We start from the raw sequence: 24,654 nt of genomic DNA on the forward strand, positions 1-24,654 counted from the left end.
TTTTCAAAGAAGTCTTCTGCAAAGCGCTGCAACACCCCACCGGCCTCGTAGATCGAAACCTCCTCGGCCGTATCCAGACGACAGGTGACAGGCACCTCAAGGGAGGTTCAGCCGCATCCACGAGGCCCGACCCAGCATGACGTTCTCAGCCTCCAAACCACCTACATCCACCGCGATGACGCCAAGCGCATCGACATGGGGAGTATGGCTATCGGTACCTACCAAGGTATCGGGAAAAGCCACCCCGTCCTTCACTTGAACCACCGGGGACATTTTCTCCAGATTGATCTGATGCATGATCCCGTTGCCGGGGGGTATGACCTCCACATTTTTGAACGCTTTCTTTGTCCACTCGATGAAGTGAAACCGGTCTTCATTGCGGCGATCTTCAATCGCACGGTTTTTGATGAAAGCGTCGGGGTCGTAGCCCCCGCACTCCACAGCCAGCGAGTGGTCGACTCTGACCCGCAGGATTCATCGACGCCCACCGACAAAGCGGGTCGTTACGCCCGACTCCGCGCAAAAAGCGCGTCGAGCTTTTGCTCGTACTCGTGGTAGCCGATTGACTCATACAGCTCCATTCGGGTCTGCATGGTTTCCACAGCGCCTCGCTGGGTGCCCGTTCTACGAAGAATTCGATAGACGTTTTCCGCCGCCTTGTTCATCGCTCGAAAGGCCGAGAGCGGGTACAGCGCCATTGCCACATTGACCGAAGCCAGCTCGTCAGTTGTATAGAGTGGGGTTGAGCCGAATTCCGTGATGTTGGCCAAGATGGGCGCCCGCGCCCGTTCAGCGAATTGCTCATACATGGCAAGTTCGGTCACTGCTTCGGGAAAGATCATGTCCGCCCCCGCTTCGACGTAGGCAGCTGCACGGTCCAGAGCCGACGCTACTCCTTCGATCGCCAGCGCATCGGTGCGGGCCATGATGACGAAATCCTCGTCTGTTCGAGCATCGACAGCAGCCTTGATTCGATCGACCATTTCCCGCTGGCTGACGAGTTCTTTGTTGGGGCGATGGCCGCAACGTTTGGCACCGACCTGATCCTCGATATGGATTGCACCGGCGCCGAACTTGATCATCGACTTTACCGTTCGCGCAATATTGAACGCCGACGAACCAAAGCCGGTATCGACGTCGACCAATAATGGAAGATCACACACATCGGTGATACGGCGAACGTCGGTCAGAACATCATCCAGACTGCTGATTCCGAGATCGGGTATGCCCAAAGATCCAGCTGCTACCCCTCCTCCAGAAAGGTAAATGGCGCGGAAGCCAGCACGTTTCGCCAGTAGCGCGTGGTTCGCATTGATCGCGCCTACAATCTGTAACGGACTTTCCTGCGCTACCGCTTGACGGAAGCGCTGACCGGCAGAGGTTATCGTCATATCGACCTCACTTATTATTATGGGCGACTTCATGCGGCAAACCGAGGCCGCAGCCGAACGCCAAGCGCCAGCCCTCATGAGACCGCAGTTACTTAGGGACACCAGCGATGGTTATTTAAATTTGCATATGACAGGTGAATCAGAAATGGCCCGAAGCTGAGACTCCGGGCCGGATGTCGCAATGTTCCAGGACAGCGCTTGCGATCAAGCGATAGCTTTCTGTGGTACGGCTTTTTCAGCGGCGTCTTTCAGGCTAAGCACCAAGGAAGTAGCATCCATGTCTGCGCCGCCGTTATCCATGTGTTTTTTCAAGATGGCGTGGGCAGCTTCGGCTGTGGCGATCGTGGCACCCACTTCGCGGCCTGCCTCCATGGCAAGGCTGAGATCCTTGGCCAGCAGCCAGGTCTTGAAGCCTGCTTTATAGCCCTTCGATGCGGGGGCAGTTGGAACTACACCCACACCAGGATTCCAGACGCGGAACGTCCAGTTATCGGCAGTGGATCGAATGGCAATTTCGAAAAACTCTTTCAGGTTCAGACCCAGGCGCTCGGCCAATGCAGTGGCTTCGCAGTTGACCGCGACGCAAACCCCCATGATCAGGTTGTTGACGACCTTTGCTGCCTGGCCAGCCTCCGGACCACCGGCATGGGCGATGTAACCACCCATCGGGCCCAGCAGCTCCTTGACGCGGGCCACGTGCGGGTCTTCACAACCAATCATGAAGGTCAGACTGCCATCTATGGCCCCCTCGGTACCACCGGAGACGGGCGCCTCGGCAAAGATTCGACCGGCTTTCCTGGCAGACGCATGTACAGCACGGGCGTTTTCAATGCCAATGGTGGAGCAGTCGATGACCACGGTGCTTGGATCAATGCTGGCAAATACACCGTTCGGACCGGTCAGGACTTCCTTGACCTCGGTACCTGTAGGCAACATGGTGAATACGGCATCGACACCCTTACAGGCTTCAGCCACCGTCGCACAAACTTCGACGCCGTTTTTTACAGCCGCTTCACGGGCAGCAGCGTCAATATCCACACCCCTGACGGTGTAGCCGGCATTCAACATATGTTTGGACATAGGGATGCCCATGAAACCAAGACCGATCCAAGCGATAGTTTTCATTTTTGTTCTCCATTGCTTTACAAGGGTTATGCCAAACAGTCAGGCGCGATTATCGTAGGTTGTCCAAGTACAGGCGTTTACGCTGCACGCTTGGATTAACGCTGATCGATTGCTTTGATATAGGGGTTGATGCTGACTTCACTCCAAACATTGTTTAGAGCAAACGGATCATTTTTCTGAAAATTTGTAGCTTGCTCGAGAGATTCTGCTTCCACCACCAGCATGCTCCCAATCTTCTTTTCGCTGTCGGTGGACGTGTAGGGCCCGGCGACCAGAATCTTGATCGATGCACTTTTAAGGTAAGCACGATGCGCGTCGTAGAACTCATCACGCAAAGTGGGTGTAGATGGATTATCTCTGCAGTAGATGACGTAGAGCATGCTGCACCTATTATTGTTTTTAGACGTTCCAACGAAGCCAGACTTCCGAGGAAGTATCCTGCTCGATGGAATGACGTTACGCCCGCCGGTTGTGCCTTCACAACACAATAAATACACATCCGGCGTGCAAAAAATCACTGACGTCCAAAGGTGCCTACCCGTGCTACTACAGGAAGAGCTGCTGGTTGGCACCGACCTCGTCCGCGATGAACCTGGCGACTTCGCGTATGTGCGCAGCTTTGCGATGGTCCTCATGCACATGCATGTAGAACGAGCGCTTGATGTTGACCTCGTCAGCCAGTACGGGAATCAACTTGGGGAAGGAGTTTGCGATGTAGGCAGGCAGGATGCCCAGGACCGTCCCTCCCAGCACCGTGTGCAACTGAGTCAACAAATTGGTACTGCGCAGGCGCGACACCAGATCAACCTTCAGACCGCTCGAAAAATTGAGCTGAGGTGCGAACAACAGTTCTTCAACGTACCCCACGAACGAGTGCTGCTGCAGATCCTGCTGCGTCCGTATTGGAGCAGCCTTATCGAGGTATTCACGAGTGGCGTAGATCTGCAGGCGATAATCCGTGAGCCTGCGAGAAGCTACACGCATGTGTTCCGCTGTCGCCAGGCTGATGCCGATATCAGCTTCGCGTTTGGAAAGACTGAACACGCGAGCGGCGGCATAGATCTCGACCTCAAGATTGGGGTGTCTCCGTGTCAGTTCGGCCATGCGCGGGGCGAGGAATACGCTGCCGAAACCATCCGGGGCACCGATTCTGACCAGACCGGAGATTTGCCCCAGGTCACTCTCGTCACTTTTGTAGGACAGCAGAATGCTTTCCATACTTTCAACCGCATTCAGCACACGTTCCCCCTCAGGGGTGAGTTCGTAGCCCGAATTGCTTTTGTGAAAAAGCCTGATGTTCAACCCATCCTCGAGCGCAGAAACGTGCCTCGCAACGGTTGTGTGTTCCGTTCCCAGCGTTTCGGCAGCGCCCGACAAGGTTCCGGCTCGGGCAACGGCTAGAAAATACCGAAAATCATCCCAGTTCTCTTTTTTTTGTTTCTTTGCCATCACTCGGCTCCTGGTCTTGGTGCGAACCTCTTGAGGTTCCTGCCATCAACTCCCTGCTGAAAGCCGGAGCAATGTGTGGTTCATGAATACGTCTGTGGTCGCGCGAGTGTACGCAGGTGCAAGCTTGGCTAGGTAGCGGCCGGAGTCTGCGCCATGATCCAGCCGCATTGGAACTGCAAACCGCCCTTCCTCACCAGGCTTGGGTACCTCGAGCAACGCGCACCGATTTTGTGTCTCACGTAGCTGCTCCGTATGCGAGATCACACGGCCCATAACGACGCTGCCGCGTTGCATTGGGCTGTGCGAGGGATAGAGGGTCACATGCCGGCCATCCCGCCTTTTTTGCACATCCGTTGAGCACATTCTGCTCTGTGCCACGCTATAAGGCGCTCATAGACTCGGCCTCATTACCGCTGGCGCTTGAAGACAAAGCATCCGTTGTAAGAAGCATGAACCATCGGTTGAAAGTTAAATTGTTGGAGGGTGAACTCCAATGATCCAACGATGGCGGCCTATCTAATTGGCCGGCAGTCAAGAACAAAAACAAAATGAGCCCACCGGGCCGAGGAACTGCAAATGAGTGATATTGCGCACACCGAAAGCGTCGGCGCGTCCGAAATAGGACGCCAAGACAGAAAAGTTATTTTCGCCTCGTCCCTCGGGACTATATTCGAGTGGTACGATTTCTTCCTGTATGGCGCCATGGCGGTCATTATCGGCAAGCACTTCTTCTCCGGCGTCAACGACACTACTGCCTTTATTTTCGCTCTGATGACGTTCTCTGCCGGCTTCCTGGTAAGGCCCTTCGGCGCACTTGTGTTTGGTCGTTTGGGCGACATGATCGGCAGGAAATATACATTCATGGTGACGATCGTCCTCATGGGTGTATCAACTTTCCTCGTAGGTATCCTTCCCACTTATGCGTCTTGGGGTATAGCTGCTCCGATCCTTCTCGTCGTTCTGCGCATGCTTCAAGGCCTGGCGCTCGGCGGAGAGTATGGCGGAGCCGCGACCTATGTCGCAGAGCATGCACCAAGAAACAAACGTGGAATGTTTACTGGCTGGATTCAGTCAACAGCGACCTTTGGATTATTGCTTTCACTGCTGGTCATCTTGATCTGTCGCAAACTCACCGGTGACCAATTCGAAGTGTGGGGCTGGCGGATCCCATTCCTCTTGTCTCTGATCATGGTAGGTATCTCCGCCTGGATTCGCATGAGCATGCACGAGTCGCCCTCTTTCAAGAAAATGAAGGAAGAAGGCACCACAAGTAAATCGCCTATCCGGGATTCGTTCGGTTCCTGGGAGAACTTGAAGGTTGTACTGATTGCGCTGTTTGGGATCAATGCCGGTCAGGCAGTGACTTTCTACACCTCGCAATTCTATGTCCTGTTCTTCATGACTCAGTTTTTGAAGATGGACCCCGCACAGGCCAACACACTGCTGATCATCAGCGTTGTCATCGGCGCCCCGTTCTTCGTCATATTCGGATCGCTGTCCGATAAAATTGGCCGCAAGCCCATTCTGATGACGGGATTGCTACTGGCTACCGTTCTGTACTTCCCGTTGTTCAAAGCCCTGAGCCATTATGCAAACCCGCAGATCTCGCAAGCCAGTATGACGGCACCCGTCACGGTGACTGCAGACCCTGCATCGTGCACCTTCCAATTCGACCCGGTTGGCAAAGCCAAGTTTGATAGCCCCTGCGACAAGACAAAGGCTTACCTGGCCAAGATGGGTATTCCTTATGAAACCATTGCCAGCCCGGCTGGCAGCGAGATCGAGATTGCCGTCGGCAGCACGGTGCTCAAGGGTTTCGATGCTGTAGCCATCAAGAACGTGACCGTGGCGGCGGGTTACCCATCCAGCGCTGATCCGGCGCAGGTCAACCAACCCATGGTAGTCGCGATCATCGTCGCTCTGATTCTGATCGCCTGCATGACCTACGGTCCATTGGCAGCCACGATGGTGGAATTGTTTCCGACGCGTATACGTTACACCTCGATGTCCTTGCCTTACCACATCGGTAACGGTTGGTTCGGGGGACTGCTGCCCACCATCTCTTTCGCACTTGTGGTTTACACAGGAGATATCTACTACGGCCTCTGGTACCCCGTCCTCATCACAGGCGTCAGTCTCGTCATTGGCGTCATTGCACTCAGAGAGACCAAAAACGTTGATCTCGATGCCGTAGAAACTTCGAAGTAAGCATTGACTTTAGAACTGTAAACAAGGAGACATCATGAATGCTTCATTGAACAAGAACAATACTACAGTGGCTCAGGTCAAATTGCTGATCAACGGAGAATGGGTCGACTCCAAGACGAAAGAGTGGCTCGATGTGGTGAACCCGGCCTCCCAAGCCGTATTGGCGAAAGTGCCGATGGCCACTCAGGAGGAAGTCAAAGCTGCCATCGACGCCGCCGAGCATGCGTTTCACAGCTGGAAAAAAACACCGCTTGGCGCACGCATGCGCATCATGCTCAAGCTTCAAGCGCTCATCCGTGATAACTCCAAGCGCATCGCTGAGGTATTGAGCGCCGAACAAGGCAAGACCATCGCGGATGCTGAAGGTGATATCTTCCGAGGCCTGGAAGTCGTGGAGCACGCGTGTTCAATTGGCAGCCTGCAAATGGGCGAGTTTGCCGAAAACGTCGCAGGGGGTGTGGACACTTATACCCTGCGGCAGCCCATTGGTGTATGTGCCGGTATAACGCCCTTCAACTTCCCCGCCATGATTCCACTGTGGATGTTTCCGATGGCGATCGTTACGGGTAATACCTTCGTACTCAAACCATCGGAACAGGATCCGCTGTCCACCATGATGCTGGTCGAACTGGGACTGCAGGCTGGTATTCCGGCCGGGGTCCTTAATGTGGTGCATGGTGGTAAAGAAGTCGTCGATGCCCTCTGCACCAACCCAGACATCAAGGCTATCTCGTTCGTAGGTTCCACGCACGTGGGTACCCACGTCTACAACCTGGGCAGCCAGCACGGCAAGCGTGTTCAATCGATGATGGGCGCCAAGAACCACGCCGTGGTGCTGCCTGATGCGAACCGCGAACACACATTGAATGCACTGGTTGGCGCAGGTTTCGGCGCAGCCGGTCAGCGTTGCATGGCCACCTCGGTGATCGTCTTGGTGGGCGAAGCCCGCACTTGGCTGCCCGATATCAAGGAACTGGCTCTGAAACTGAAAGTCAACGCCGGCTCTGAACCGGGTACCGACATCGGTCCAGTCATTTCAAAGCGTGCCAAACAAAGGATCCTGGATCTGATTGAAAGCGGGGTACGTAAGGGCGCGAAGTTGGAACTCGATGGCCGAAATATCAATGTCCCGGGTTTCGAAAACGGCAATTTCATCGGGCCGACCCTGTTCTCAGGCGTCACCACCGACATGGATATCTACACCCAAGAGATCTTCGGTCCGGTTCTCGTCGTCCTCGAAGCCGACACCTTGGACGATGCCATTGCCCTGGTGAATGCCAATCCCTTCGGCAACGGTGTGGGATTGTTTACCCAAAGCGGCGCCGCAGCCCGCAAATTCCAAAGCGAGATCGACGTCGGTCAGGTGGGTATCAATATTCCGATCCCGGTACCCGTACCGTCGTTCAGCTTTACCGGTTCGCGTGGTTCGAAACTCGGTGACCTTGGCCCCTATGGCAAGCAGGTCATTCAGTTCTATACGCAAACCAAAACCATCACAAGCCGCTGGTTTGATGACAAAAGCGTCAGCGAGGGGGTCAATACGACCATCACATTGAAGTGAGATGTAATGCCCGGCTCGATGCCGGGCAGCGGTGTACATCATCCTGGTATTGTCACTGGCCGCATTTGACCGAGCACGCTGTCTCCCAAGTCCGGGCTATCAGCGTGAAGGCACCACGGCAGTGAGGCCAGTCACCCGCTCAGAATCCCTACCCCCAGGTGTCCAGATATGACTTTTCCATGTCTGGACACCGTGACGTCCTCCAGATGCAATTCAGTAAGCTTTGCAAACGATGCTGGCCGGCATCACTGCGCGCGGTGTAACGGAAACCCTCCGAACAACACCCCTCCCACCAACAGCGCCAGGCTCGCAAGCACTGCCCACTTCAGGGCAAATTTCTGGTGGTCACCCAGGTCGACCTTGGCAAGCGCGACCAACAGGTAGAGCGATGGCACCAGGGGGCTCAACAGGTGCACGGGCTGACCGACGATGGAAGCTCGCGCGATTTCCAGCGTCGTGAACCCGTAAGTGGTAGCCGTTTGGGCCAGCACTGGCAGGATGCCAAAATAGAATGCGTCGTTTGACATGAAGAACGTGAAAGGCAAGCTGACCACGGCTGTGAATACCGCAAGGTACGGGCCGAAGCTGTCTGGAATGACGTGCAGCAAGCTCTGCGCCATGGCATCGACCATGCCGGTGCCTGAAAGAATGCCGGTAAAAATACCTGCAGCGAAAATCACCGACGTTACGGCCAACACGTTTGCGGAGTGTGAAGCGATGCGCTCCTTCTGCTGCTGCAAATGGGGGTAGTTCAATGTTACGCCAATACCGAAAGCGACCATGAACAGTACTTGAATGGGCATGAGGCCCAGCACCAGACAGGTCAGCAATCCAATGGTCAGTATCAGGTTTGGCCAGAACATTTTCGGACGCCGATTCCTCGCGCATTCCTCTGCATCGCCGTTACCCAGCGCAAGTTCACCATTGGCAAAGTCCTCGACATCGACGATGCCAAGCCGGGCCCGTTCGCGGCGACCGATGATGACTGCGGTGAGCATCAGCACAGCGCAAGCCATCAGCATGGCTGGAATCATGGGCAGGAAAATATCCAGGGCATCGACGTGCAGCGCTGCAGCTGCCCGCGCGGTAGGGCCTCCCCACGGCGAGATGTTCATGATCCCGCTCGCAATGTTGACCACGCACGTCAACCCTAGAACACTCATGCCCAGCCGTTGGTAAAGAGGCAGGAAGGCAGCGATAGCGATCATGTAGGTGGTGGAGCTGTCACCGTCCAGAGAAACGAACAGCGTCAACACCGCTGTACCGACGACGACCTTGAGTGGATCACCCTTTACCAGCCGCAGTATGAAACGAACCAGCGGGTCGAAGAGGCCTGCATCGATCATGATGCCGAAATACAGAATGGAAAACGTCAACATCACGCCTGTCGGGGCAAGCGCCTTGATGCCATCCAACATCATTGCGCCCAGCCCTGTCCAGAAACCGCCGATCGCCGCAAATACAATAGGCACCAACAAGAGTGCAATAAGGGCAGTCATGCGCTTGGTCATGATCAAATACATGAAGCAACAAACCATCGAAAAGCCGAGAATAGCGAGCATGGCGATACCCTATCTTTAATGTGAATTGCTCAGGCGCACGGCGCACCGGCATGTAGTCGCGAACTAACTAAGTTGCGACCCATTAAAATAAGATTTTCTTTCCAACGCCCATGACCGGACGACTTGCATCGTTTGATAGCAATCATTGAAACTTCCTCATTCATTGTTTTTATCATTGGAGGCTGTCGATAGCGTATTGACCGCCAAGACTCATTACTTATGCGACGAACCCGACCTCCATCAGGCTCGCACTGTTTTGTGGTTCAAACGTACGGAACAAAAATCAATGCCGAGCCAATCGACGCCCGAAGGCGATCAAGCTTGCGTTGCAGTTGTCTTTTCAACCAACTGCCCGTTCGCGGAGGACAGCAGGCCCGCCAATACGAAAGGCAGAATGCCTCCATTGGCGAAATAGGTCGCTTCGATCGCTGTATCGATACGGGCCAATAGAGTCACGTCTTGCTGGCTGCCGTTCTGGCGGGTGATCCGAAGCGTGACATCTTGAGTAGGCGTTACGCCGCTTTCCACACCGAGAAGGTCGAAGGTTTCCGTGCCATCCAGCGCGAGGGACCTCACATCGTCAGCGCCTTTGAATTGCAATGGAAGTACGCCAAGTCCAGCCAGATTACTGCGGTGAATACGCTCGAAGCTTTTGGCAATGACAGCCCGTACGCCCAGCAAGCGTGTACCCTTCGCCGCCCAGTCTCTACTGGAGCCCGACCCGTACTCCTCGCCGGCAAAGATCAATGTTGGCGTTTGAGCAGCGATGTAGCTGCGCGACGCATCGAACAAGGTTGTCCGAATACCTGAAGGCTGAAGTAACGTGTAGGGACCTTCGTCTGCCGATCCATCTGCCTTCGTCGCAAGCATCAGGTTCTTCAGGCGAACGTTGGCAAACGTGCCACGTACCATGACCTCGAAGTGACCACGGCGAGCACCATAGGTGTTGAAATCCTTGCGCTCTACACCGTGTTCGGCGAGCCATTTTCCAGCACTCGAATCAGGAGTGATCGAGCCGGCCGGGCTGATGTGGTCTGTGGTGATGGAGTCGCCCAGGATGGCCAGCGCACGCGCGCCAAGGATGGGACGAGCCGCTTGAGTGGTGTCGAAGAAATCGGGCTCGGCGGCGTAGGTTGATTGAGGCCAATCGTACACCTCCCCCTCGCTGGTCTTGATTGAGTTCCACAGGTCGTGATCCTTGGTCAAATCAGCATAGAGGTTCTTGTACAGTTCAGCGTTTGCAGCCTTCACGCTCAGCGCTTTGATTTCATCATTGCTTGGCCAGAGATCGGCCAGCAGTACTGGCTTCCCATCGCGATCATAGCCCAACGGTTCAGTGGTCAGGTCACAGCGCGTGGAGCCTGCCAACGCAAATGCAACCACCAAAGGTGGGCTGGCAAGGAAGTTTGCCCGCAGGTTGCCGTGAATACGGGCTTCGAAATTTCGATTGCCCGACAGCACTGCGCTGCATACCAAGTCCTCGCCAACCACTACCTTTTCCAAGGCAGGATCAAGCGGGCCGATATTGCCGACACAGGCGCCGCAGCCATACGCTGCGATGTCGAAGCCAAGCTGGCTCAGGGGCTGGGTCAGGCCGGCATCCTGCAGGTACGCGGTCACGACGCGCGAACCCGGTGTGAAAAGCGTCTTCACCCACGGCTTGGCGACCAGGCCCTTCTCGACTGCTTTTTTGGCCAGCAAGCCAGCGGCGATCAAGAGCTCGGGATTCGAGGTGTTGGTGCACGAAGTGATCGCTGCGACCAGCACATGACCGTGCCCTACTTCGTAAGTCTGTTGCGGGCCAACCGCGCCGGCAGGCTGGGCAGTGACTGGGTACAACTGCTCAAGCTGGTCCTTGCTCTTGGCATAGCCACCGCTCTTGGCATCCTGGACCATGACTTCATCGAACCGACGCCCGAGGCCCGTAAGGTCAACGCGATCCTGGGGACGCTTGGGGCCAGATACGCACGGAACGATCTGGTCGAGATCGATCGTGATCACTGTCGAGTAATCAACACTGCCAACAGCAGGTGTACCGAACATGTCCTGGGCTTCGAAGTACTTGCGAATCAGCTCGATCTGCTCGGCACTACGCCCAGTCTGGCTGTAGTAGTCGAGTGTCTTGTCGTCGACCGGAAAAAACCCCGTCGTTGCGCCGTATTCGGGCGCCATGTTGGCAATCGTTGCGCGGTCGGTCGCGCTGAGGGAGCTTGCCCCCTCACCAAAGAACTCGACCAGCTTGCCTACCACCTTGGCAGCACGCAGCGTCTGAGTTATCTGCAGCACAGCATCTGTGGCGGTGACTCCAGGACGCAGGCCGCCGCTGAGTTCAACCCCGACCACATCCGGCATCAACATGTACACAGGCTGCCCCAGCATGCCAGCTTCGGCCTCGATACCCCCCACTCCCCAGCCCAGCACGCCAATGCCATTGATCATCGTCGTATGGCTATCAGTGCCCACGAGCGTATCGGGATACACGAGCGAGTTCTTCTCGATGACACCTTGAGCCAGATACTCCAAATTGATCTGGTGACAGATACCGATGCCTGGAGGAATGACCTTGAATGTTTCGAACGCTTGCATGCCCCACTTCATCAGTTCATAGCGTTCACGGTTACGCTGGAATTCGACCTCCATGTTCTTGCGAAGCGCGCCGGGCACATTGGAAAACTCTGTCTGCACCGAGTGATCGACAACGAGGTGAACGGGTACCAGTGGCTCAATAGCTTTGGGGTCACCACCCCGCTTTTTCGCCTGGCTGCGCATGGCAGCCAGGTCGGTCAATAACGGGATACCGGTGAAGTCCTGAAGAAGGACACGCCCCACTACAAACGGGATTTCACGCTCCCGACTGCCCTGTGGCTGCCAGCCTGCGAGATCCTCGACGTGAGACTGGAGCACCTTGCTGCCATCGCAGTTGCGCAGTACTGACTCCAACAGGATCCGAATCACTACAGGAAGACGGCACAAGTTCGGATAAGCCGTCGCCTGCAGCGCAGGCAGTGAATAATATTGGTGTTCACGGCCATCGGACGTCTTGAACGACCGCAGACTTGTTGTTGAAAGCTTGTTGGCGTCGGTCATGTGGCTCTCTCTAGGCAACTCATCAGGTACACGGTTGAAACTGGAGTCGTTCGTCCGGCAGCGTTGAGTCCATGAAAACTGGACATTGTTTATTGTCTGCCGAATGTGCAGTCAGACTAGGTCCGCCGGATTGCGTTTGTCAATCAATAAACGCAACAAAATACCCATCCCATAAAAAAGCCACCTATACGGTGGCTTTGCTGGACGGACGATAGTAGGCCAGGGTCAGATCGTGTCCGGCACCGATTGCACCTTTGCAGTGGATTGGAATACGGCGGAAACCGCCTTCTTGCGCCAAGCACCTTCGATATGCTGCCGCATGTAGCTGGCGGCGCCGAGGTTATCACCCGCTTCGATGGCATCCAGAATCTGTAGATGCTCTACAGCGAGCGCCTGGCGCGGCAGATCCAACTGGGTCTGGCGGTATTCGGCCAAGCGGCGCACCTGGTCGAGCCGACGAAGCGTCTGGAGCGCGAATCGGTTGCCTGACCATTCGGCTATCGTTTCATGAAAGCGGGCATTGGACTCGAACCGCTCGATGGCGGTCATGGTCAGGTAGCCGCCGTCCAGAATCGCCTGCTGCTCTTCGCGCAGCAGGCGCAACTGCGCCAAATCAGGCCTGAACTTGCTATTTAAAATGCCGGCCGGCTCAATTGCCAGTCGCAGCGAGTACATGTCCTCATAGGCTTCCAGCGAGTCAATCATCGGAAGAAAACGCCAGCCGTAACCGACTTCCTTTTCAACCCAACCTTCGCTTTGTGCTCGCGAAAGCACTTTGCCAATCTCGCTTCTCGACACGTTCAGCAGCCGGGTGAGATCAGCCTCCGTTACAGAGTCAGCTACCAAACGATCAAAACGCGCGTCTGCCAAACGCAGATAAAGCGGATCGTCGATTTCCTGAAAATGAACCTGCAACTCTGGTGGCAGCGTGTCGACGTCCCCATGCACGTGATAGCCCCGGTTTTTGTCGAACCGCATCAGTCCGGCGCTCACCAGACACTCCAATGCCACCTTGACGGGTGAGCGAGACGTCCCTATCAGTTTGGCTAACGTCCACTCAGGTAGATGCGTGCCCTTGGGCAAGCGCTCTCGTCGAACGTAGCTGATGATCTCGCGCAACGCCTTGCGCTGGCTTTTGGTCAGATCCTGGGTCATGTCTTATGAGCTTAATAGGCCTGGCGGAGCGCCGAATATACACGCCGCAGAGCGATTCGGGGACAAAGCGCAACTGCTGGGAAAATTTCCACTTGCGGTATTTTTGCGTTTGTTGTCGAATAAACGCATAAACCTATTACTGTCCCCTGAGGTGCTCATGCCGCAACAGTCCTTCAAAGCCGTTTACATGCGAGGCGGCACCAGCAAGGGGGTCTTCTTCCGCACGGATTGGTTGCCAGACGATCCAGGGATCCGAGATCGCATTTTACTGCGCGTGATTGGCAGCCCGGACCCTTATGGTCAACAGATCGATGGCATGGGCGGAGCGACCTCCAGTACCAGCAAAGTCGTACTCGTCAGTAAATCCAAAGAGCCTGACTGTGACGTGGACTATCGCTTTGGTCAGGTCGCGATAGATCGGCCGATGGTCGACTGGTCCGGCAACTGCGGTAACCTGACGTCTGCCGTAGGCCCCTTCGCGATCGCACAAGGTCTTGTGGACGCGCCGGCAAATGGCATCGCGGTCGTCCGAATCTGGCAAGCCAATATCAATGCGAAGATCGTTGCCTACGTCCCGATGCGTGACGGACAGGTCGTCGAAGAAGGTGACTTCGAACTGGATGGCGTGACCTTTCCGGCAGCGGAGATAAAAATCGAATTCCTCGACCCCAGTGGCGATGCCGACGAAGAAGGCGCTAGTGGCATGTTTCCTACAGGAAATGCGTTGGACACTCTCTCTGTACCGGGCGTCGGTAACGTCGAGCTCACCATGATCAATGCCGGGAACCCAGCCATTTTCGTACATGCGGATGTTCTGGGCCTACGAGGTAACGAGCTGCAGAAAGACCTCAACAGCAATCCCGAATTGCTGGCCAAAGCCGAGGCGATCCGCGCTCACGCAGCTGTGAAAATGGGCTTGGCAGAGTCCCCCGAGCAAGCGACACAGTTACGCCCTCACACCCCGAAATTGGCTTTCGTTGCAGCACCAGAAGGTTACACGGCGTCTGATGGCAAGGTTGTCGATCCGGCAACGCTCGATCTCAATGCGCGAATTTTTTCCATGGGCAAGCTGCATCACGCGATGACTGGAACCGGCGCTGTTGCAATCGCTGTTGCGGCCGTCATTCCTGGCACGGTCATCAATCGTCTGGTGCCAGATTCCGCGGGCCGCCAGATTCGCTTCGGGCATCCGTCCGGAAGCCTGGCTGTAGGGGCAGAAGCGAGGCAGGCCGAAGGCACATGGGTAGTTTCAAAGGCGGTGATGAGCCGTTCTGCGCGCCGCCTCATGGAAGGCAGTGTTCTGGTTCCCTCGGACACCTTATCGATATGAAAGCGATCAGCTCCGAGTTGCGTCAGGCCTTTGCCCTTACGGAAGAGCTACGGGTGGTGATCAACTATGGAAACCCCATTCTGGCTCATCGTCCGGTATCGGGCGATGAGCCCCAGGGAGTTTCTGTCGATATCGCTCGGCGCCTGGCTCAGGCCTTGAACCTGCGTCTGCGTTTGGTAACGGTCGACACGGCAGGGTTCGCAGTCAAGGCCGTCGAGAACGGCGAGGCTGACGTTGGCTTTTTCGCCATTGATCCTGTGAGAGGTGCTCAGATCGCATTCACCTCTCCCTACGTCATCATCGAGGGCTGCTACTTGGTGCGCGAGCACTTCCCGGCATACGCACTGGGCGATATCGATGTGGCTGGCAATCGTATAGCAGTGGGTGAAGGTAGCGCGTATGACCTGTTCCTGACTCGTGAAATACAGCATGCGACGCTGGTTCGCGCCCCGTCTTCACCGGCCGTGGTCAACACCTTCATTGAGCAGAATCTAGAGGTTGCTGCTGGCGTTCGCCAGCAATTGGAGGCCGACCGCAGTTCGAAGCCTGGGCTCAGGCTGATAGAAGAGCCTTTCATGCAGATCCGACAAGCCATGGGCGTGCCCAAGGCGCGAGGGCAGCAAGCATCCATTTGGCTCGACGATTTCATCAGGGGCCTGATTGCCGAAGGCTTTATCCATCAGGCACTTTCACGTCATTCCATTACTGGCGTAACTGTTCCCTGACAAAGCAAGCCGCTGTGTTCCACAGCGCCGTAGCTCTGCATCGCCATAACGGCAATCGGTAGCCCATAATCAACCCGGCGCTTGTAATGGAGCTGGCAGGCTCCACTGGGCAGGGCTGACTGGCTGCGACAGGTGTTTCTCTCTACTCCCCCCCCAAAAGAGGTTCAAACCCAATGGCCAAGGCCGCAGATGTCGTCGTGCAATGTCTGGAGAACGAAGGCGTTGAATACGTTTTCGGTATTCCCGGCGAAGAAAACCTGGACCTCCTCGAGTCCCTGCGCAAATCACCCATCAAGTTGATATTGACCCGCCACGAACAGTCTGCCGGTTTCATGGCGGCGACCTATGGCCGCCTGACAGGCAAGACCGGGGTTAGCCTCTCTACCCTTGGACCAGGTGCAACCAACCTCGTGACCGCCGGCGCCTACGCTTATCTGGGCGGCATGCCAATGCTCATGATCACAGGCCAAAAGCCGATCAAGAAGTCCAAGCAAGGTCGGTTCCAGATAATCGATGTCTGCCAAATGATGAGCCCTATCACCAAATACACTCACCAATTTGCCTCGGCGGACAACGTTCCGGCGCGCATGCGTGAGGCTTTCCGCCTTGCCGAAGAAGAGAAGCCTGGTGCCGTGCATCTGGAACTGCCGGAAGACATCGCGGCTGAGCAGACCGACAGCCTGCCTATCCCGCCGAGCCTCGCACGTCGCCCACTGGCCGAGCACAAGGCCGTCGAAGCTGCAGTCGCGAAGCTCAATACCGCGCGCAGCCCGATCCTGGTGATAGGCGCCGGCGCGAATCGCAAAATGACCGCCAAGGTTCTCAAGCAGCTGATCGACCAGACGGGTATTCCGTTCATCACCACGCAAATGGGCAAAGGCGTTGTCGACGAGCGTCACCCACGTTTCCTCGGCAATGCTGCACTGTCGTCCGGCGACTTCGTGCACCGCGCCGTCGAGGCTGCCGACCTGATCATCAACATCGGCCACGACGTCATCGAGAAGCCGCCGTTCTTCATGGTCCGAGGCGGCACCGAAGTGATTCACATCAACTTCCGCTCCGCCGAAGTCGACGCTGTGTACTTCCCGCAGATCGAAATCATTGGCGATATCGCCAATGCCGTCTGGCAGATCGGCGAAGCCCTGACCGACGTCAGCCACTGGGACTTCACCCGCCTGCTGGCCATACGCGAAGCCAATGAAGCGCAGATCGTCGAGGGTGCCGACGACGACCGCTTCCCGGTCTACCCACAACGTCTGGTGGCAGACGTTCGTCGCGCCCTGCCCTCCGAAGGCATCGTTGCGCTCGATAACGGGATCTACAAGATCTGGTTCGCGCGCAACTACAAGGCGCACAAGCCCAACACTGTTCTGCTCGACAACGCCTTGGCGACCATGGGAGCGGGCCTGCCCTCGGCCATGGCTGCACACCTGGTACACCCGGACCGTTCGGTGGTCTCGGTATGTGGTGATGGTGGCTTCATGATGAACAGCCAGGAGCTGGAAACCGCAGTCCGTCTGGGCATGCACATCACTGTGGTGATCCTGCGTGACGATGGTTACGGCATGATCCGCTGGAAGCAGGCCAACATGGGCTTCGCCGACTATGGCCTGGACTACGGCAACCCGGACTTCGTCAAATATGCCGAGGCTTACGGGGCCAATGGTTATCGTGTGGAAAGCGCCGCAGGTTTTCTGCCGCTTCTGGAGCACTGCATCAAGACCCCAGGCGTGCACGTGATCGATTGCCCCATCGACTACAGCGATAACGACCGTATCCTGAACTACGAGCTGCGTGAGCGCGCTCTGGCGGTTTAGACGTTAGCGGTTCATCCGCGAGAGCATCAAAAAGCTCGTGGGTGAATACCACTGCCACGCAGCAAAAAGCCCGGGTAGCTGAGCACAGCACCCGGGCTTTTTTTGCGCATGCTTTTTATCTAGAGGCTTGGGCAAGCTTCTGGGACTTTGCGTTCTGGCTACCGATGTAGAACATTGAGAATCTGAGGCATCCAGAGCGACAGGGTATTGCTGGTGGCCGAGATGCTCATATAGATCACGGCGAGCAGCAGCACCCACTTGTTGCTCATGGCTGCCCAAATCTTGCTCGCACCGTGTTTGTGTGGCTTGTTGTTCTCGCTTTGCTCGCGCTCTTTTTGCTCATCTTCAAGACGGCCTGACAGCCAGTTTTTTTCGTCATCGGTGAGCCAGCGAGCCTCAGACGGTTTGCTGGGAAGAAAAAACAGCGTGGCAATACCCATGATCACAGCAGGCAGTGCTTCGAGCATGAGTAACCACTGCCAGCCACGGTAGTCCCAGATGCCATCCATTTTCAGCAACAGAACCGACAGCGGCGATCCGATGAAATTGGACAGCGGTACCGCGACCATGAACACGGCTACGATTCGTGCCATGTACGCTTTGGGGAACCAGGTGGTGAGGTAAAGCAGAACGCCTGGAAAGAAACCCGCTTCAGCGGCACCGAGCAGGAAGCGCGAAATACCATACTGAAGGAACGGTACGCATGGCGGAGACCGCATCAATTCAATAAGGCCTTAGCGTCTTGCGCTGCTGGGGGAAGACGCAACACAGTGTCCGGGATCAATGGCCCCCACCGGTGGATGTGTAGCACCACCCTCGGCAAAGTGACCAGCGGAGCCAACCGCTTTCCCGTGGCTGATATACACTACTGATATCAACCACGGGAGATTACCCAATGAGCCGGATTCTTGCCGACCTCACCCCCAAGCAACTTGAAGACCTTAACCAACTGGCATCGGCCTTGGACACGTCGCGCGCAGCCCTGATCCGGGAAGCGGTGGCCACCTTCGTTGCGGTCAAGAATGAGGAGTTGAAGCACCCCGCCCCGGACGTTTTCGGGCTGTGGAGGGATCGCGCCGTGGACGGCCTGGCTTATGAGCAGGAGCTGCGCAACGAATGGTGAGGTCTCTGTTTGATACCAATATTCTGATCGACCACCTATCTGGCAGACCCCTGGCCGAGCAGGTTATCCACGCTGCACACAGACCCATGATCAGCTTGATCACGTACATGGAGGTACTGGTGGGTGCAGGTGATGCCAAGGAGGCCGACACCCTGCGCCATTGGATGGGACAGCAATTCGAAGTGGTACCGGTGTCGCTTGATATCGCCCATGAGGCTGTCTTGCTACGCCAGCAGCGCCGCATCAAATTGCCCGACGCGATCATTTGGGCAAGTGCGCGCCTGGCAGGCGCAGTCCTGGTAACACGCAACACCAAGGATTTCCCCGAGACCGAACTGGGCGTGCGTGTGCAGTACCACCTGTAAGCGTTTTGCGAATGCGGCGCGGCAACTACCATGATAATGCCCCGATGGAGCGGCTATTTCGCAGCCTGAAAACTGAATGGATACCAACGGTGGGTTACATGAGCGTCGTGTTGGCTAAACAAGATATCGGTCGTTTCCTGATGGAGCGGTACAACTGGCGGCGACCGCATCAGTTCAACAAAGCCTTAGCGCCTGCCGTTGAGGAAAAACTTAACGCATTGTCCGGGATCACTTGACCATTGCATGGTGATCCAGACGTTTTTACTGCTGTCCTGGAGTGAGTGATTCTTGCCGATGGTCAGCTTATCCTGCTCCAGAATGACTTTCGTCCAATTGGAGAGAGGTATCTACTCCTCGACGTCATCCGCTGTTTCAATGCCAAAGCGCGTGTCTATGTGAGTGCTATGAAAAATCCAGTGTAGCGCTCGCTCATACTGGTAGCCGAGGCCCGCTGCGCTCGCGTCGCTATTCATCGTTCCTACTCCCTGTTCGGTAGTCATACGTTACGCCAATGCATCAACCGTTGCAGCCAGGATGAAGTGACGGCAAAAGCATCACGTAATTGCTTAGCAGTAATCGTTCGGTCTGCCACGTCGAACGCCAGCGCCGCTCGCAAAGCTGGCCAACAGTGCTTCGGTAAATTCTGAGGTGCCCGTAGCTCTCGCTCCAGAGATTCATTGCGTGGTTGGGCCAAGGGTAAGCCGCGAAATGGGTGTTGCCCCCCCGCTAACTCGTAGATTACACAAGCTACAGCGTACACGTCAGCGCTCGAAGATAGGGGCAGTCCTTCGAGCAGCTCCGGCGCGGCGTAGCCCGGAGTCCAGGCGTTGAAGCGCTCGCGACTCAGGTGCGGCAGACCAGGCATGATACCTTTCTCCGCTTGGCCGAGACCGAAGTCAAACAGGCGCACGCCTTCTTCGCTGAGCATCACGTTGCTGGGCTTGACATCACCATGCAACACACCGCGAGCATGGGAGTACGCCAGTGCATCGAGCAGCGGCAGCACGATGTCGCGCAACTCCTCCCACGGCAGGCCGTGGGGACGCTCGCAGAGTAAGTTATCCAGGGTCAGGCCACGCATGAGCTCCATGGTGACGAATGCTCGTTGCCAGTCAGTGTCCACTTCAAAGGTGTGCAAACGCAGCACGTTGTCGTGGCGCAGGCGCCGGGTCAGGGCGAATTCGTTGTAGAGCAATGCGCTGGAGTCCGGCGACTCGGCAAATTCTTCGCTGAGAACTTTCAGCGCGACGTAAGGGTCGGGATCGCCGAACTGTTCGCTCAGCAAGTCTCGTGCACGGTAAACCGCGCCCATGCCACCGGCACCGAGCAAGCGCTCGATTCGGTAACGGCCTGCAAGCACATCGGGTAGTTCACCGATGCTGGCCTTTGTGGGTGCCACCACGGCTTCAGCCTTGTCCGACTTGGCGAACGCAAAGTAGGTCAGGTTGCTGTCCTGCTCTTCGCTCTTCAACAGGTCGTTGATCGGCCGCATGTGTTCAGTCATTGGCGGATTACTACCGCTGTCAGGTTGTCCCTGGCCGAGCCACGCATTGCGCCGTCAAACAATCGCTCCAGTGCAACCTGCGGCACTGTCAGGCTCAACGCGTCGCCGAGTGCATCGCTGCCAAGCCCCTGATACAGACCATCGCTGCAGAGTAAGAACGCATCGCCAGGGTAGACCTCAAGCTCCAGTACATCCAGGGCCAATTGTTCGGCTGCCCCAATCGCACGGGTCAGGGCATGTGCTGCGGGATGGCCCTTGGCCTGTTCGACGCTCATTTGTTGTTTGTCGATCAGTTGTTGTTGCAGCGAATGATCCTTGGACAGCTGATATAAACGCTGGCCACGCCACAGGTAGCAGCGGCTATCGCCGGCCCAGATGCAGGCCGCGCGATTGCCTTCAATCAGCAGTACTACTACGGTGCTGCCGATGATGCTGTCGTGACGTCCAGCAGTGACCGTCAACTCCTGACCCAAACGGCGGTTGAGCCAGTGCAGGCACTGGCGAACTCCTTTGAGTCGTTCGTCGAAATCATCCTGCGCCGGTAATTCAGCCAGGCTGGCTACGATCAACTGGCTTGCGATATCGCCCCGCTGATGACCGCCCATGCCGTCGGCAACCACCCACAGCCCCTGCTGTGGGGCGTTCAGAAAAGCATCTTCGTTGCGCGCCCGAACCTTGCCGGCATCGGTGCGCGCAGCACTGCGCCAGGAGCTGGCCACCTGCATCAGAGCTGTACCGGCATGCGGAATGTACGCAATGCATCCATATCGAACGGGTTTGGCGTGCGCTGGCTGGTCAGTAAGTAGTTGGCGCGCAGACCACCTACGTCAGCTTTGAGCACCAGCACGTCACGGCCGGTCAGGTATTCGGTCTGCATCAAATCAAACAGACGGAATAACGACCAAGGGCCGGTGTTCTTCTCGATCCCCAGCGGGCGGCCAACCATTTTGTCGAGCACCAGACTGGTACGCCCGTCTTCAGCGTCGGTTGGCCATTTGAACGATACCGGTACTATCGGGCCATGACGGTATTCGATGTTCTTGTCGCCAAACCTGAACTCGGAACGGCTGACAGTCGGGTCGAGGGTGTAAGGCTCCAGTTTGAACTGCACCTGAGGTTCGGCCGGGTTGTTGGCGAAGAAGCTCTGGCGGATCACGAGCGCTACGGCCATCTGATCAAGGTAGACCTTGGAAATCGGCAGGCTGTGACCATCGACGCTGCGCTTGCGGTAGTTACCCGGATCACCGCTGACAAACGGACGCAGGTAGCTATCGAAGAAGCGGTCGGCAATCCCCTGGGCCTTGAAGAATTCGCGAAAGTCGCTGATTGCCACGTCACTGGCGCTGTGGGCGGTGAACGGATAGCGCTTGCTGATCGCCTTGCCGTAAAAGCTATACAGCTCACTCTGATAGCGCTGATTCAGATATTGATAAGAATCGCTGAGTACCAGACGCCAGGCATCTTCAGCCAATACGTTGAACCACACACTCACCGGACGCGGCAGACGACCCGACGCATTGCGCAGGTTGCTCAGCGCATCACGCTGGCCACTCATGCGGGTCTTGGCCATTTCGAACGCGGCTTGCTCTGGTGAACTGGCACGGGCCAGGCTGGCCATCTGCATTTGCAGGTCGTTGAGAGCGGCCAGTGCCGGGGTCAGATCAGCGGTTGGGCCGTTGTCGTTATCCAGCAAACGGTGCAGCGGCTCGAAGCGACTTTGCAGGGACCTCTTCGCGGTATCCGGCAATTTCTTCACCAAGGCGTCAGCCGCCTTGCCGGCCCCGGTGACCGCTAGTTCTCCGAGCTTACCGCCCTTGCCTGCCAGCTTACCTGCTGCATCGGCGGCGTCATCTGCCGTGTCAGCGACCACTGGGAATCGGGTGTTTTCACGCACTTCCACCAGCAGTTGCAGGATCGGCGAGTTGGCAGATGTCAGGCCCGCCAATTGCTCGGCGCCGTCACTGAAATCGTTGATAACCGGCAGCGCGATCCGCCCCACCGCTTCACCCCAGTAGTTGGCGTAGTCGCGAAAATACAGCTGCTCGAGCTCGACCATCAGGCGACGTAAGTCCATACCACTGATACTCGAGCCTTCACCCAGTACCCAGTTGTCACTCAGGATATTGGTAACCAGCATCAAGCCCTGAACAGAAAAATACTGCTGATAGCCCTGTTGGGTGTAGAACCCCGGGATCACGTAATCGGTGCCAACAAACAGCGACCCCTGCGGACCGATGTGTTGACTCAAGCGATATTCCGGCAGATTACGGGCTTGCTCGCGTAACATCCGATACACCACGTTGGCCAGGGACTCGCTGCGCAAAACCTGACGCGCCTGAGCCACCAACTGATCATTAAGCGGATAGATAAACGGCTGCTTCAGGAAGCGTTCGAAATGGCTGTTCAAGCCGTTTTGCACCGCGGTGTTGCCGGTGTATCGTTGAGACCATTCGGTGGCAACCCACTCCTTTAGCCACGGCGCGTCGCGGCGATCCTTCATGTTCAGCATCAGGTACGCACGCAGGCTGTTGAGCAGGCGCTCGCGGTCCTTCATGTTGGCGCGAATCTGCCCTTCTAGCAGGGTCGCGACCCGTGGCAATAGCTGTCCTTCAAGTTCACGTTCATAGGCAGTCTTAACCACCGGATTAACGTCTTCACCTTGATACAGACCGCCACGCTCGTGGTAACCCACATCGCCTTTTTTCGGGAACACTTGAGTCGCCGCGTAGCGGGTGTCAAGGGTCTTGAGCACCGTCATGGAGTCATCACGTGTGGTGAGAGCCGAGCTCTGTTGGCTCCAGGTTTGTGCCAGGCTACGCAGGTTTTCCAGGCGTTCGTAGTTCGCGGAGAAACCGCCCGCCCAGAGCATGCCAAATAGCGCCAGTGCGGCCAGTGCGCCCACGTACAGCGCACGCTGGCCCCAGTGGATGCGGCTGCGTTCGCGTTTGTCCAGGCCTGCAAGATCGGCCTCGGGGAAAATTACCCGGCTGAGTAAATGGTGGATGAAGCGCGAACGGCCACTGCGCAGCGTCGGTAGCACGCCGGCGTTCATGCCCAGGTTGGCACCGATGCCGGCAGTGGTTGCGTCCATTTCCTCAGTCAGATGCGGTGCGCTGGTTAGGTAGAAACCGCGCAACTGGCTGACACGCTGGTAGCGGTTGCCGGTGAATGCCATATCGACGAACAGGCACAGACGCCCGCCGATTTGTCCCAGTTGATGCGGGAAGTCGAGGATGCGGCCACGGCGCTGGGTATCACGCTCCTGGTGCATACGCATGATCACTTGGCTGTTGAGGCGATGCAGCAACGCTTCGAACTCGGTGCGTAGCACGGCCACATCAGTGCCGCTCTGTTCCTTGCGGAAGCTGGTACCGAGCACCTGTTCGCTTTCTTCGCGCGTCAATTGCTCGAAGAATTCATCGAACCCGAGCAGACAATCAGCCTTGCTCAATACAAGGTAAATCGGCACATCAACGTGCAGTTTCTGATGCACGTCTTGCAAGCGCCCACGCACCTGACGGGCCAGGGTTTCAAGCGCCTGTTCAGTGCCGCTCAACAGGGTTTCCACCGGGATGGTCACCAGTACTCCGTTCAGCGGACGATTGCGGCGACGCTTGCGCAGCAGGTCGAGCAACGTGCTCCAGGCACGGCCGTCGACGTCGGCATCCGGCTGGGTCAAGTAACGGCCGGCGGTGTCGATCAGTACGCCGTGATCGGCAAAATACCAATCACAATGACGGGTGCCAAGGGTGTCACGGGTCAGCTTGCGATCAATCTTGTTGATCGGAAATTCTAGCCCCGAGAAGTCCAGCAAGCTGGTTTTGCCGCTGCCTTGCGGACCAATCAGCAGGTACCACGGCAAGTCACTGCGCCAGCGTTCGCTGCGACCACGATACAGGCTCGACGTCTTCAGGGTTTTCAGCGCATCTTTGAAGCGTGCCTTCAGTTCCTGCTGCTCTTCGTCGATCTGTTCATCCCGGCGTATACGATCCGGGCCGTCTTCGTTCTCCTCAACCGCTTTTCTGCGCAGACCCGCGCGCCAACTGACAAAGACCATGGTCAGGCCCCAGATCAGGAACAGCACGCTGATGGTCAGCAAACGGGAGGTCGAACCTTCCCAAAACTTGTAGTCATCAACCGCCAGCAGCGGCCCGGCGAACCAAACCAACAGCGCTACAAACAGCACCAGCAGCAGCGTCAAGACCCAGGCCATGCGCAAAAATGCACCGACTTTCTTGAAAAACTTTTTCAT

At 56.6% G+C, this 24,654-nt stretch carries 18 protein-coding genes and 2 pseudogenes; 8 read left to right on the forward strand and 12 right to left on the reverse strand.

What is annotated here, in order from left to right; translation table 11 throughout:
* Positions 1-108: 108 nt before the first annotated feature.
* From IFT80_RS18135 to IFT80_RS18155, 5 genes and pseudogenes are all read right to left on the reverse strand, one after another.
* Positions 109-459 (reverse strand): annotated as a pseudogene (locus IFT80_RS18135) (aconitase family protein); the annotation flags it as partial.
* 44 nt (positions 460-503) lie between these two features.
* Complete coding sequence (gene prpB / locus IFT80_RS18140; RefSeq protein ID WP_192138013.1) at positions 504-1,391, reverse strand: methylisocitrate lyase; 888 nt, start codon at positions 1,389-1,391, stop codon at positions 504-506.
* Positions 1,392-1,595: 204 nt separating this feature from the next.
* Positions 1,596-2,516, reverse strand: coding sequence for an NAD(P)-dependent oxidoreductase (locus IFT80_RS18145; protein WP_192057973.1), 921 nt, complete (start codon positions 2,514-2,516; stop codon positions 1,596-1,598).
* A gap of 95 nt (positions 2,517-2,611) precedes the next feature.
* Complete coding sequence (locus IFT80_RS18150) at positions 2,612-2,896, reverse strand: YciI family protein (protein ID WP_192057971.1); 285 nt, start codon at positions 2,894-2,896, stop codon at positions 2,612-2,614.
* A gap of 166 nt (positions 2,897-3,062) precedes the next feature.
* On the reverse strand, positions 3,063-3,965 hold the full coding sequence (locus tag IFT80_RS18155; RefSeq protein ID WP_192057970.1) for a LysR family transcriptional regulator: 903 nt from the start codon (positions 3,963-3,965) through the stop codon (positions 3,063-3,065).
* Positions 3,966-4,541: 576 nt separating this feature from the next.
* Here IFT80_RS18155 and IFT80_RS18160 point away from each other — a divergent pair.
* The gene (locus tag IFT80_RS18160; RefSeq protein ID WP_192057968.1) at positions 4,542-6,173 is read left to right on the forward strand and encodes an MFS transporter; all 1,632 of its coding nucleotides are present in this window, start codon (positions 4,542-4,544) and stop codon (positions 6,171-6,173) included.
* A gap of 34 nt (positions 6,174-6,207) precedes the next feature.
* A complete protein-coding gene (locus IFT80_RS18165; RefSeq protein WP_192138014.1) occupies positions 6,208-7,734 on the forward strand; it encodes a CoA-acylating methylmalonate-semialdehyde dehydrogenase in 1,527 nt (508 codons plus the stop codon).
* A gap of 245 nt (positions 7,735-7,979) precedes the next feature.
* Here the strand turns inward: IFT80_RS18165 and IFT80_RS18170 are convergent, their stop codons facing one another.
* From IFT80_RS18170 to IFT80_RS18180, 3 genes are all read right to left on the reverse strand, one after another.
* Entirely contained in the window at positions 7,980-9,296 is a 1,317-nt protein-coding gene (locus IFT80_RS18170) for a CitMHS family transporter (protein WP_192057964.1), read from the reverse strand.
* 315 nt (positions 9,297-9,611) lie between these two features.
* Positions 9,612-12,383, reverse strand: coding sequence for an aconitate hydratase AcnA (gene acnA, locus IFT80_RS18175; protein ID WP_192138015.1), 2,772 nt, complete (start codon positions 12,381-12,383; stop codon positions 9,612-9,614).
* A 225-nt stretch (positions 12,384-12,608) separates the two neighbouring features.
* Entirely contained in the window at positions 12,609-13,538 is a 930-nt protein-coding gene (locus IFT80_RS18180; protein ID WP_192138016.1) for a GntR family transcriptional regulator, read from the reverse strand.
* Between the two features lie 157 nt (positions 13,539-13,695).
* Between IFT80_RS18180 and prpF the strand changes: the two genes are divergently transcribed.
* The 3 genes from prpF (at position 13,696) to IFT80_RS18195 (ending at position 17,410) form a co-directional block, all read left to right on the forward strand.
* Positions 13,696-14,868: a 2-methylaconitate cis-trans isomerase PrpF gene (prpF, locus tag IFT80_RS18185; protein WP_192138044.1), complete on the forward strand. Its 1,173-nt coding sequence runs from the start codon at positions 13,696-13,698 to the stop codon at positions 14,866-14,868.
* Positions 14,865-15,593, forward strand: a complete 729-nt coding sequence (locus IFT80_RS18190; protein WP_192138017.1) for a transporter substrate-binding domain-containing protein — start codon at positions 14,865-14,867, stop codon at positions 15,591-15,593. The genes prpF and IFT80_RS18190 overlap by 4 nt, the downstream gene beginning before the upstream one ends.
* Before the next feature lie 173 nt (positions 15,594-15,766).
* Complete coding sequence (locus IFT80_RS18195; protein WP_192138018.1) at positions 15,767-17,410, forward strand: acetolactate synthase large subunit; 1,644 nt, start codon at positions 15,767-15,769, stop codon at positions 17,408-17,410.
* 158 nt (positions 17,411-17,568) lie between these two features.
* On the opposite strand, the gene IFT80_RS18200 is transcribed toward IFT80_RS18195, so the two are convergent.
* Positions 17,569-18,129 (reverse strand): MFS transporter, encoded by a 561-nt coding sequence (locus tag IFT80_RS18200; protein WP_192138045.1) that lies wholly within the window; start codon positions 18,127-18,129, stop codon positions 17,569-17,571.
* 176 nt (positions 18,130-18,305) lie between these two features.
* Between IFT80_RS18200 and IFT80_RS18205 the strand changes: the two genes are divergently transcribed.
* From IFT80_RS18205 to IFT80_RS18215, 3 genes and pseudogenes are all read left to right on the forward strand, one after another.
* Positions 18,306-18,533 (forward strand): ribbon-helix-helix protein, CopG family, encoded by a 228-nt coding sequence (locus IFT80_RS18205; RefSeq protein WP_192138019.1) that lies wholly within the window; start codon positions 18,306-18,308, stop codon positions 18,531-18,533.
* Positions 18,527-18,898: a type II toxin-antitoxin system VapC family toxin gene (locus IFT80_RS18210; RefSeq protein ID WP_192138020.1), complete on the forward strand. Its 372-nt coding sequence runs from the start codon at positions 18,527-18,529 to the stop codon at positions 18,896-18,898. The genes IFT80_RS18205 and IFT80_RS18210 overlap by 7 nt, the downstream gene beginning before the upstream one ends.
* Positions 18,899-18,912: 14 nt before the next feature.
* Positions 18,913-19,134 (forward strand): annotated as a pseudogene (locus tag IFT80_RS18215) (integrase core domain-containing protein); the annotation flags it as partial.
* A gap of 260 nt (positions 19,135-19,394) precedes the next feature.
* On the opposite strand, the gene IFT80_RS18220 reads toward IFT80_RS18215, so the two are convergent.
* From IFT80_RS18220 to tssM, 3 genes are read right to left on the reverse strand one after another with little or no spacing between them, the layout of a single operon-like run.
* Positions 19,395-20,402: a serine/threonine-protein kinase gene (locus IFT80_RS18220; protein WP_192138021.1), complete on the reverse strand. Its 1,008-nt coding sequence runs from the start codon at positions 20,400-20,402 to the stop codon at positions 19,395-19,397.
* A complete protein-coding gene (locus IFT80_RS18225; protein WP_192138022.1) occupies positions 20,399-21,127 on the reverse strand; it encodes a PP2C family protein-serine/threonine phosphatase in 729 nt (242 codons plus the stop codon). Before IFT80_RS18225 ends, IFT80_RS18220 begins: the two co-directional genes overlap by 4 nt.
* Positions 21,127-24,654, reverse strand: a complete 3,528-nt coding sequence (gene tssM / locus IFT80_RS18230; RefSeq protein WP_192138023.1) for a type VI secretion system membrane subunit TssM — start codon at positions 24,652-24,654, stop codon at positions 21,127-21,129. The genes IFT80_RS18225 and tssM overlap by 1 nt, the downstream gene beginning before the upstream one ends.

This window comes from Pseudomonas sp. CFBP 8771 (assembly GCF_014841695.1).
Lineage (GTDB): Bacteria > Pseudomonadota > Gammaproteobacteria > Pseudomonadales > Pseudomonadaceae > Aquipseudomonas > Aquipseudomonas baltica.

Bases quoted from the DNA above. Each gene is read 5' to 3' on its own strand.
- prpB (WP_192138013.1), bottom strand. From the start codon at position 1,391: ATGACGATAACCTCTGCCGGTCAGCGCTTCCGTCAAGCGGTAGCGCAG.
- IFT80_RS18145 (WP_192057973.1), bottom strand. From the start codon at position 2,516: ATGAAAACTATCGCTTGGATCGGTCTTGGTTTCATGGGCATCCCTATG.
- IFT80_RS18150 (WP_192057971.1), bottom strand. From the start codon at position 2,896: ATGCTCTACGTCATCTACTGCAGAGATAATCCATCTACACCCACTTTG.
- IFT80_RS18155 (WP_192057970.1), bottom strand. From the start codon at position 3,965: ATGGCAAAGAAACAAAAAAAAGAGAACTGGGATGATTTTCGGTATTTT.
- IFT80_RS18160 (WP_192057968.1), top strand. From the start codon at position 4,542: ATGAGTGATATTGCGCACACCGAAAGCGTCGGCGCGTCCGAAATAGGA.
- IFT80_RS18165 (WP_192138014.1), top strand. From the start codon at position 6,208: ATGAATGCTTCATTGAACAAGAACAATACTACAGTGGCTCAGGTCAAA.
- IFT80_RS18170 (WP_192057964.1), bottom strand. From the start codon at position 9,296: ATGCTCGCTATTCTCGGCTTTTCGATGGTTTGTTGCTTCATGTATTTG.
- acnA (WP_192138015.1), bottom strand. From the start codon at position 12,383: ATGACCGACGCCAACAAGCTTTCAACAACAAGTCTGCGGTCGTTCAAG.
- IFT80_RS18180 (WP_192138016.1), bottom strand. From the start codon at position 13,538: ATGACCCAGGATCTGACCAAAAGCCAGCGCAAGGCGTTGCGCGAGATC.
- prpF (WP_192138044.1), top strand. From the start codon at position 13,696: ATGCCGCAACAGTCCTTCAAAGCCGTTTACATGCGAGGCGGCACCAGC.
- IFT80_RS18190 (WP_192138017.1), top strand. From the start codon at position 14,865: ATGAAAGCGATCAGCTCCGAGTTGCGTCAGGCCTTTGCCCTTACGGAA.
- IFT80_RS18195 (WP_192138018.1), top strand. From the start codon at position 15,767: ATGGCCAAGGCCGCAGATGTCGTCGTGCAATGTCTGGAGAACGAAGGC.
- IFT80_RS18200 (WP_192138045.1), bottom strand. From the start codon at position 18,129: ATGCGGTCTCCGCCATGCGTACCGTTCCTTCAGTATGGTATTTCGCGC.
- IFT80_RS18205 (WP_192138019.1), top strand. From the start codon at position 18,306: ATGAGCCGGATTCTTGCCGACCTCACCCCCAAGCAACTTGAAGACCTT.
- IFT80_RS18210 (WP_192138020.1), top strand. From the start codon at position 18,527: ATGGTGAGGTCTCTGTTTGATACCAATATTCTGATCGACCACCTATCT.
- IFT80_RS18220 (WP_192138021.1), bottom strand. From the start codon at position 20,402: ATGACTGAACACATGCGGCCGATCAACGACCTGTTGAAGAGCGAAGAG.
- IFT80_RS18225 (WP_192138022.1), bottom strand. From the start codon at position 21,127: ATGCAGGTGGCCAGCTCCTGGCGCAGTGCTGCGCGCACCGATGCCGGC.
- tssM (WP_192138023.1), bottom strand. From the start codon at position 24,654: ATGAAAAAGTTTTTCAAGAAAGTCGGTGCATTTTTGCGCATGGCCTGG.